This window comes from Nodosilinea sp. LEGE 07298 (assembly GCF_015207265.1).
Lineage (GTDB): Bacteria > Cyanobacteriota > Cyanobacteriia > Phormidesmidales > Phormidesmidaceae > Nodosilinea.
This window is the reverse complement of the sequence record NZ_JADEXE010000019.1, coordinates 33,349-43,113: the sequence shown is the minus strand read 5'-3', so window position 1 is coordinate 43,113 and position 9,765 is coordinate 33,349. Positions and strand designations below refer to the sequence as shown.

General features: G+C 52.7%; 8 protein-coding genes and 1 pseudogene. 6 read left to right on the top strand and 3 right to left on the bottom strand.

Annotated elements, in window-relative coordinates; genetic code table 11:
• From IQ273_RS04620 to IQ273_RS04595, 6 genes are all read left to right on the top strand, one after another.
• Positions 1-111, top strand: coding sequence for a transposase (locus IQ273_RS04620; RefSeq protein WP_397197044.1), 111 nt, complete (start codon positions 1-3; stop codon positions 109-111).
• Between the two features lie 76 nt (positions 112-187).
• The gene (locus IQ273_RS04615) at positions 188-670 is read left to right on the top strand and encodes a Photosystem I reaction center subunit III (RefSeq protein WP_194021998.1); all 483 of its coding nucleotides are present in this window, start codon (positions 188-190) and stop codon (positions 668-670) included.
• 42 nt (positions 671-712) lie between these two features.
• Positions 713-844 carry a photosystem I reaction center subunit IX gene (locus IQ273_RS04610; protein ID WP_194021997.1) on the top strand — a complete coding sequence of 44 codons (132 nt, stop codon included), beginning with the start codon at positions 713-715 and terminating at the stop codon, positions 842-844.
• Between the two features lie 977 nt (positions 845-1,821).
• Positions 1,822-3,801: a response regulator gene (locus tag IQ273_RS04605; RefSeq protein ID WP_194021996.1), complete on the top strand. Its 1,980-nt coding sequence runs from the start codon at positions 1,822-1,824 to the stop codon at positions 3,799-3,801.
• A gap of 12 nt (positions 3,802-3,813) precedes the next feature.
• Positions 3,814-6,423 (top strand): ATP-binding protein, encoded by a 2,610-nt coding sequence (locus IQ273_RS04600; protein ID WP_194021995.1) that lies wholly within the window; start codon positions 3,814-3,816, stop codon positions 6,421-6,423.
• Positions 6,413-6,787: a response regulator gene (locus IQ273_RS04595; RefSeq protein WP_194021994.1), complete on the top strand. Its 375-nt coding sequence runs from the start codon at positions 6,413-6,415 to the stop codon at positions 6,785-6,787. The genes IQ273_RS04600 and IQ273_RS04595 overlap by 11 nt, the downstream gene beginning before the upstream one ends.
• A 498-nt stretch (positions 6,788-7,285) precedes the next feature.
• Here the strand turns inward: IQ273_RS04595 and IQ273_RS35675 are convergent.
• The 3 genes and pseudogenes from IQ273_RS35675 to IQ273_RS04585 all read right to left on the bottom strand — a co-directional run.
• Positions 7,286-7,537, bottom strand: a pseudogene (locus tag IQ273_RS35675) (penicillin-binding transpeptidase domain-containing protein); the annotation flags it as partial.
• A 134-nt stretch (positions 7,538-7,671) separates the two neighbouring features.
• Positions 7,672-8,073, bottom strand: a complete 402-nt coding sequence (locus IQ273_RS04590) for a RidA family protein (RefSeq protein ID WP_194021993.1) — start codon at positions 8,071-8,073, stop codon at positions 7,672-7,674.
• Between the two features lie 66 nt (positions 8,074-8,139).
• Positions 8,140-9,708 (bottom strand): alpha/beta hydrolase, encoded by a 1,569-nt coding sequence (locus tag IQ273_RS04585; RefSeq protein WP_228052326.1) that lies wholly within the window; start codon positions 9,706-9,708, stop codon positions 8,140-8,142.
• Between the last annotated feature and the right edge of the window lie 57 nt (positions 9,709-9,765).

Below are 9,765 nucleotides of genomic sequence, written 5' to 3'. Positions count from 1 at the left end.
ATCAACACGCGTTTGAAGTTGATTAAGCGCTCTGGCTACGGATTCACTAATTTTGAGCGATTCCGCCTCCGATGCCTAATCTGCTGGCATTTTTCTCCAACCGCTGCATAGTGATCCCAGGAGAGCCGAATATTTAGTCCTTGATTCTGAGGATCAAAACCAAGATTTTTATCGAGGAGAATAGGCTATGAAAACCCTACTGAGCATGTTGCTGTTCATCTTTATCTGGCTCAGTCTGATGCCCGATGCCGCCGCTGCTGGGAATACCCACTTAATACCCTGCCACGATTCAGCCGCATTTTTAGAACGGATGGAAAAGGCCCCTCAGACCTACTATTTTGATCAGCCCTATCAGTCATACTCCGAAAATCTGCTCTGTGGCGCAGACGGGCTCCCTCATCTGCAACTGCGTCTAGATCGGGCGGTGGATGTGGCCATTCCCTTTGGCATCTTTTTCTATTTTGCGGGGTTTGTCGGCTGGTCTGGGCGCTCCTATTTGATTGGCAGCAAGCGCCGTTCTAAGCCGGCGGAAGCAGAGATCTTCATCGATATTCCCTTGGCGATCAGATCTTTTACCCAGGGGTTGCTGTGGCCTTTGCTGGCGTTCAAGGAGGTGACCACCGGAGAACTGACCGCTAAGCAGATCGATCTCACAGTATCACCGCGATAGCTCAGCTCTATCTCACGTTACGTCTACCCAGGAGACCAAACCATGACTGCTTTCATGAAATATCTGACCAGTGCCCCTATCATGGCCACTCTAGCCTTAGTAACGTTGTCGATCGCGATGATTATGCTGAATTATTTTTTCCCAGGCTTACAGTACGGCACCTACTTTCGTTGAGGTGAAACATTTTAAGTACCCATCATCAGAAACCCGCTCTGCCAAAGCTAGCGATCCCCCTAAATTCTCCTTAAAAGGGTATAGCCAGAGTCACCTGGGTTAGGACATCAATCAATCCTGAAAACGTTCAAACGTTTGAACGCTCGTCTGACAGACGTCCTAATCCAATTGGCTACAGCTATAACCGTTCTCTGAGCGGAGTCGTTAGTGGAGCCGCCCCAAAGGGGCTAGGGAACATACCGGGGAGATTTTGGCTTTCTCCCTTTGGGAGACGTTGCATGTTGGCGAAGCCTGCCGAAAGGTTTACGACTCCGCTCAGCCAGCGTGGCCCTAAGTGGGTGGGCCAATTCAAATGTAGGATGGGTTAGCGACAGCGTAACCCATGCGGGCATTGGGTTTCGTGCCTCAGCCTCAACCTACATCGACTCATATTTAATTGCGCTTACCTACTTAGGGATGCTTACAAAAAGGGGGACTTCGAAGTGGAATCAGACCCCAACTTTTAGGGGAACAGGGGAGTTTTTCCAACCGCTGCATACACCCGGCCAGGGAGATTGGCAGATGATTTAAGCTACAATAGATCGCTTTTTAAACACCATCCAAGGCGAGGCTCTGCCAACGCAAAACAATATGCCGATATTGCTTTTTGAGTTTTTCTTATGAGTTTTCTATAACTTAGGAATGACTGTTTTCCTGAACATTTAAGTTAATCAATCACCGACATTAAGCCTGACTCAGGATCTGTAGCGTCACTCAAAAAAGACCTTGCTGCTGGGTTTGTTTTCGCCTGGACTAGAACCCGACTAGCCGCCCAAAAGTTACCATTCTAAGAATTATTAACTTTCATAAACTTCAGCAAGATTTTATTAAAATAATTAATAATGCTATTAAACAAAAATCATTGATCCCTTGTTTCCCGTTTTCCTGCATGAGCCAGGGTTTGCTTGGCTAATGTCGATACCTAGGCGGAAAAGACAATGAGAATACTGCTCGTTGAGGATGATGAATCTATCACAAAAGTCCTTGAAAAAGGCTTTGCTGTTGAACACTATGCTGTAGATGTCGCTAGCGATGGCCACATGGGCTGGCAACTGGTTAAGGCGTTTGACTATGACTTAATCGTGCTAGATGTAGTTTTGCCCAAGCTCGACGGCATTAAATTTTGCCAAAAGCTGCGAGACAATGCCTACCAGATGCCGGTGCTAATGGTGACGGCCCTCGACTCTAGCAGCCGCAAAATTGCCGGGCTTAATGCCGGGGCCGACGACTATATCACCAAGCCCTTTGAGCTAGACGAACTTTTAGCTCGGGTGCGAGTGCTATTGAGGCGAGCCCAAGCCCCCATACTATCTCTGCTGGAGTGGGGAGATTTACAGCTAGATCCCAACTCCCAGGAGGTCACCTATGGTGAAACAGCTCTCAATCTGACACCTAAGGAGTACCGCCTGCTAGAGCTATTTCTGCGCAAGCCATCCCAGGTGTTTAGCCGTAGCGCGATTATCGACAGCTTGTGGAACTGCGGCGAAGCCCCTGGTGAAGATACGGTGACGGCTCATATTAAGGGGCTGCGCCGCAAACTGACCGAGGTCGGTGCCCCCGCTGACTTAATTAAAACCGTCTACGGGGTTGGCTATCGTCTTAAGCCACCGAATCCATCGATTGGCGACCTATTGGTCTCTCCAGCTGCGGCTTCTGGCCATGGGCAGCCGCAGAGTGAGCCGAGTGCCAGTTCTACCGCCCCAGGGGCCGACCCGTGGGAGCATCCTCGGCGGCAGCAGATCCACACCGCCCTGCGATCGCTTTGGTCTACGGTTAAAGTTCACCATGAAGAACGGCTAACCATTGTAAAAAGGGCCGTTGAGGCCTTAGAAGCCAACCAGCTCTCCGCTGACCTGCACCAACAGGGCCATCGCGCGGCCCATAGCCTTAAAGGCGCACTGGGGGTATTTGGCCTGTCTACTGGATCAGATCTGGCCCGGCGGATCGAGCAGCAGTTTTCTACGCCATTGCCGCCTGAATCTCGGGCACAGCTGTGGAGCTGGGTGATGGCCCTTGAGCAGGAGTTGAGCAAAGGCCCTCCGATCGCGATCGCGACCCCACCAGAGGCGCGATCGCCTCTACCGCAGCTAGTGATCGTCGATGATAAAGACAGTACCGAGCTAGAACGAACCCTGGCTCAGGCTGCTCAAGATCGGGGGTTGACGGTACAAACAATTTCAGATCAAGCGCACTGGCAGGTTTTCCAGCAGCAGGTAACCTCTAGCTATCGCGCCCCAATCCCCAAGACTCAGCTAGAGGGGGCCTCAGCGCCGCTACCCGATCTCAGCATTTTCAAATGCTGTTTGCGCCAGACCGACCCAGCTACCCTGGCGCAAATCTCAGATCTAATCAACCCCATGCCGTGCCTATCGGTTTTGGTATGCAGTGCCGACGGCAGCTTAAAGAACCGGATTAGAGCAGCCCGGCTAGGTCAGGTTTCGTTTTTGCACAACCCAGAGGTAGCGCAAATTTTCAGTGGGGGCATAGAGGTGCGATCGCGCCCTGCCCCCGCCAAAGTCTTGATCGTTGACGACGACCCCCAAATGTTGCTGGCCCTGCGCACCATACTAGAACCCTGGGGCACCCAAATCACCACCCTAGACCACGCCCCCAACTTCTGGCATACCCTCCAGTCAACTTGCCCAGACCTGCTGGTGCTCGACATCGAAATGCCTGACTTTAATGGTATTGATCTGTGCCAGGTGGTGCGTCAGACGCCAAGGTGGCAGCAGCTCCCAGTGGTCTTCTTGACCGCCTATACCGATGCCGCCCGCAAACATGCCGCCATGCTGGCCGGGGCCAACGACATCATCGATAAATCTCTCACCGAGTCCGACCTGGTAAAGCGGCTGTTCTACCAGGTGCGGCGGCAAACCGCTGTCATATCTAGAGACTGTCTACCCTCGGCGATCGGTTGATCGGCTACCGCCATGTTGTTTTCCCTCAGTGGTCCCAAACCCTCCCTCGAAGCCCTGCTGCACCGGATGACCGACCGCATCCGTCAGTCCCTGGAGCTATCAGAAATTTTGTCGGCCACCGCCACCGAGGTGCGCACCTTTCTCAAAATTGACCGGGTCAAACTCTATCGGTTTGAACCTGATGGCAGTGGTGAAGTAGTCGCCGAATCCATTCAAGGGCAGCGGCTACCGTCCCTACTGGGGCATCGATTTCCCGCCGAGGATATTCCCCAAGAGGCACGCGAGCTATTTTTAATCACCCGTCAGCGCCACATCGTTAACGTGGCCGAGCAAGAAATTGGCATTAGCCCCTTACTGCATCCCCAGACCCAAGCCCCCCTACACCAAGACATTTGGTTTCGCTCAGTTGACCCCTGCCATGTCGAGTACTTGACCAATATGGGGGTTCAGTCCTCCCTCGTCGTGCCAGTGCTCCATGAGCAGCGGCTTTGGGGGCTGCTGGTTGCCCACCACAGCACCCCGCGACGCATCAGCCCCAACCAACTAGAAGTGGTACAGCTGGTGTCCGATCAGGTATCGGTGGCCATCGCCCACGCCCTGCTGCTGAGCCAGAGCCGTCTCCAGGCTAGGCACGAAGCGACCGTCAACCAGGTCGTCACCCTCCTGCACAAAACCCCTACGCCTGCCCTTCAAACCGCCCTGACCAAAACCGTAAAAGCCCTCAGCGGTGTTGGCGGCAGACTCTACCTCAATACTCCTGGCCCCAACCCTAAAAAACAACTGCTCATCACTGGGCAGCAACCCGCCCATCTGGTGCCCAAAACCACTGTGCAGTCCCCGGTCACCGATCACCAAAGCTACCCGTCTTCAGCTATAGCTGTCCCCCCTCTCGAACAGCTGCTAGCCTGGCGATCTTGGCTACAGAGCGAAGCCCCAGCTAAGCCCAACGAACTGCTGTGGGCCATTGATCATTTGCCCGACTCCCAGGCATCCCCATTGCTCAAATCGGCCCTGCAATTGAAGAATATTTGTGGCATTTTGGTGGCGCAACTGTTCTACCGCAATCAACACCTGGGCTACCTCACCATTTTTCGCCAGGCCATAGCAGTAGAAACCATCTGGGCCGGTCGATTAGACAGCACTGACCCCCGCCAAGATCGGCCCCGGCAGTCATTTGAAACCTGGCGAGAGTTGAAACAAGGTCAAACTCAGCCCTGGGCGAGCAACGACATTGACCTAGCCCATACCCTGGCCCACCACTTTGCCCAGGTCATTTATCAAAGTCGCCTCTACTGCCAAATTCAAGCCCTCAATACAGAACTAGAGGGCCGGGTTACCCAGCGCACAAAGGAGCTACAGCAGGCCAACACTGACCTAAAACGAGAAATTGCCGAACGGGAAAATACCCTTAGGCAACTCCATCTAGCCCAAGATTCGTTAAACCGCCTCAGCCATCAAAATGAACTGATTCTTGAATCTGCTGGTGAAGGTATTTGTGGGTTAAATGCCGAGGGACAAATTATTTTTGTCAACCCAGCCGCCGCCGAAATCTTAGGCTATTCCAGAGAAGAAATGTTGGATCAGCTTATACCCCACTTAGTAGACCCCGCAAAGGCTGACGGTACACCCTACCCCTGGGAGCACAGCCCTATCTTTAGAACTCTCCACGAGGGGACTCATCACCATATTTCCGGCGACCTGTTTCGTAAACACCAGGGTGACTACTTCCCGGTAGAATACACCAGCGCCCCAATTCAAGATCAGAGCAATATTTTAGGCGCTGTTGTGATATTCAAAGATATCACCGAACGCCAGATCGTTGAGCGGCTTAAAGACGAATTTATCTCGGTGGTTAGCCATGAGCTAAGAACTCCCCTCACATCCATCCGCACCGCCTTAGGGCTGTTGGCCAACGACGACCTCGACGTGGCTGAAAATAAGCGTCGACGCATGATGGAAATTGCTTTCTCTAACACCAATCGACTGGTGCGGTTGGTCAACGATATTTTAGATATTGAGCGCATCAAGCTCGGCAAAGTTACCCTGAGAAAGCAAGCCTGTGACCTGGCTAAGCTGATCGCTCAAGCGGTTGACGAGATGCGAGCGATCGCCGAAAAAAAATCAATTAATCTTGTTGTGTCATCCCTTTCAATTAATTTTTGGGTCGACCCCGACCGAATTATCCAAACCCTAGCCAACTTACTGAGTAACGCGATTAAATTTTCGCCGCCAGGATCTACGGTACAGATTACGGCCAGTTTCTACGACCAAGAAGGGCAAGACCATCGTCAGGCATCTTCAACCTCACCACTGATACCCCGGCCTCAGCCTATCTCTCTTCCCTCGAAATCAACGATAGAGTCCAATCCTAAAGCAATAATTATTGCAGTTCAGGATCAGGGTAAAGGCATTCCAGAAAACAAGCTGGAAACCATTTTTGATCAATTTGAACAACTCCATGTTCTTGACGATGAACACCAGGGTGGCACAGGGCTAGGGCTAGCCATCTGCCGTAGCATTGTTCAACAGCACGGCGGCCAAATTTGGGCAGAAAGCACCTTAGATCAAGGCAGCACATTTTTCTTTACCCTACCCATCTATGACGTGACCCATGACCAATAAGCGTATCCTTATTATTGATGATGAAGCTGATATTCGAGAAGCCACCCAAATGTGTCTCGAAATTACCGGCGAGTGGGAGGTTATTTTAGCGAGTTCTGGCTATGAAGGACTGCTCAAAGCTGCCGCAGAAAAGCCAGACGCCATTCTCTTAGATATTATGATGCCGGGCATGGATGGTTTAACCACCATGCAGAAACTGCGGGAAAATACTGCCACTTCTCAGATTCCCATTATCTTACTCACCGCGAAGGCTCAATCGGGTGAGCAGCGACAGTTTAACCAGCTTAATATTGCGGCCCTGATTACTAAACCCTACGATCCTTACAGTCTATCAGACCAGATTGCTCAGGCTCTAGCGAGATAACGATAGCTCATTTTGTCAATAGATAATGGGCATGGGGGGGGTTATTACTAATTCTCATCCAGGTCTAGACATAAAGTTCTGCTGTGGGAAAACTACTCATCCCGATCTAGAATCGGTATAGGTGCAGCAATCTTCATTGCCCAAGGCATCTTCCTAAGAACTTCAGATTATTAGTTTACTATTCAGTCACTCATTGATGAGTGTAATAGCTGATTCTTTATGATCGCTATTGCACGTTGACTCAATCCTCCTAATTTCCATGGGGGGCTTTTAATCCCTCCATGGATTTTATTTATAGTAACTATCTAAAGGTGAGGACGCTTTATTCGGAGTTGTTGGGCAGTCGTGAGAGAGCCGTTTTTAATGGTGCAGAAAAGTTTTGAAAGGGTTGCTGTGCAAGGAGTCTCAAATAAGACCAGAGTGGATGAATAGGGGCATTTTATGAGAGGCTTGAATTCCCCAACCCAAAGCAGTTTCATGGAAACACCCCTCCGCTACATCAATCCAATAAGCACTTTCGTTAGTACTTGGGTCTGCGTTTCCATAATCAATTCTTGTCAGATACTCTCTTGCTTTCGCTTCGCCGATTGCGTTAGCAAACGTTTTGTAAACCTAAACGGTTGAATTTCGCATAGCTGAGCGCAAATCTTGGTCTCGATTTTATGGAGCGAAGTCTCTTTCCACTCCATCCCACTCAAAAACTTGAAATTCATTACGAACAACACCTGCATCGAGCGCAAAGAGAGAATATAGTCTTGTACTGCTTGCGACTAGAGGATCAAACAAAAGGAAACGATAATTCATCATACTGTCTTGCTGCGGTAAAAACGTTTCGTTCTACGCATTAGCGGCAGCGCTGGCTAGCGCTGCCGCTGGTGTGAAACTTACGGGACTATTGCAGTAACGCGGATTTCAATCCGCATCGTGGGCAGTCCCAGCGCCGCGACGCCTATCTGTGTCCAAATGGGGGCGTGGTTGGGCATGTAGTGGAGATATAGCCTAACCATCGCATCGTTAACCTCCGCAGGCAACCCGCCAACATGGTAAGAATTGATGTGGACCACATGCTCCCAACTTGCACCGGCAGTCGCCAAGGTGCGCTCTACGTTCCGAAACGCTTGAGCAATTTCGTCCGCAAGCGATTCAGGAATTTGCAGATCGTCATCCCAGCCACCTTGGCCTGATGTCTCTACGCGATCGCCAATTTTTACCGCTTGTGAGTAATGCAATTTATCTAGCATGTATTCCCCATAGCCGGGGGTGACAAAGAACTCGGGCTTATCCATAGTGTTTCTCTGTTCAGTACGATTGTTGATAGGGGTTTCTAGCTCCTTATGACGCTACTGGGATGGCTAGAGGAGGCAGCGATCGCCCTCTCCGGGTATTTCAAGGTCAATCAGGTAGTCGGCAACGATCGCATTGACGCAGGGGTTGATGCCCTCAAGGGCGACAGTGTGCCGCTCTCCCTCGACAGTGAGCACGGTACCGCCGAGCGCCTCGGCCAGACTGGCCCCAGCGCCGTAGGGGGTGGCAGGGTCGCCAGTAATAGAGATGATCAGCGTGTCGGGTAAACCCTCAACGTCCTGAGCGTAGGGGAAGCCGAGGGTCGGCTCACCAGGCCAGAACTCGCAGGCGTCGCGGGTGACGCCCTCAACGTCGCGTCCGGTATCGAGGAAGGGGTTCACCTTGAAAATCTGGCGGCGCAGGTCGGCCTCCTGCTCAGGGGTGCGGCGCTCCTCGTCGTTGCAGTTGATCGCGAGGTTGGCCTCGATAAAGTTGGTCCACGTGCCGTTGGAATCTCTACCGTGGAAACCATCATGGATGGCGAGCAGCTGGTCGCCGCGTCCTTCGGTCTTGAGCTGGGCGATGCCATCGATGACCCTCGGCCATGCCTCAGCGGTGTAGAGTCCGGTACCCACGCCACCCGTGGCCTGGAAGAAGTTCAGCGTGCGTCCGTTCCCGGCGGGTACCGGGTCATCGATCAGCGGTTGCACCAGGGTTTGGAACACGGCGGTGGATTGCTCGGAGTTGGTACCGAGTGGGCAATCTGGGCTCTGGGTGCAGAACTCAGCCATCAGATCGAACGATCGCTGGAATCCGGCGTGGAGCGCCAGTCTGCGTTCCGCACTGCCCTGTCGAGGGTCCAGCACACCGTCCAAAACCATTGCCCTCACGTTCTGCGGAAACATCTCGGCGTAGACCGCACCGAGCCGGGTGCCGTAGCTCTGTCCGAAGAAGGTGAGGGTCTCGTCACCTAGGGCGGCGCGGAGCACGTCCATATCCCTGGCTACATTCCGGGTGCCGACGGCAGCGAGAACCGCTTCACCGCCCGACCCATTGGCGCACTGCTCCATCAACTCACGGGTGTCGGCCGTGGTCCACTCCCCTGACGTACCCAACAAGGTGGTTTTGTTTTCGCCCCTGTCACTCTCTGCATCGGTGAAACAACTAATCGCTGGGCTTGAGGCCCCGACGCTGCGTGGGTCGAAGCCGACCCAATCGAAGCGTTGCAGCAGTGGACTGTCTCTTAGGCCCACCGCCGAAAGGACAGCAACTTGCATCCCCGAGCCACCTGGGCCGCCTGGGTTGATCACCAGCGAACCGATGCGCTCACTCGGCTCGCCTTGCGCTGGCAGGCGTAGCACCGCAATCTGCATAGTTTCGCCGGTGGGGTCGTTGTAGTCTAGTGGCACTTCGAGCCGAGCACAATTGAATGGGTCAACGTACAGTTGTTCCTCAAGCGTACTAGCTGCAAAACTCTCACAGGAACCAAAGGTCAGCTCCTGGTTGTAGAAGCGCTCCAGTCCTGCCGCTAGCCCCTGGGCAGACTGTGTAAATGCGGCAGGTGCCCCAGCGATGAGCAGCAGCATCACCGCTGTGGCCGTTAGTAAGCGCCTAAAGTAGGTCTTGCGATCGCGCATCATTCTCCTCCTAGGGGAAGCTGTTGATAGTGAATCGTGCGTGAGTCGGTCACGATT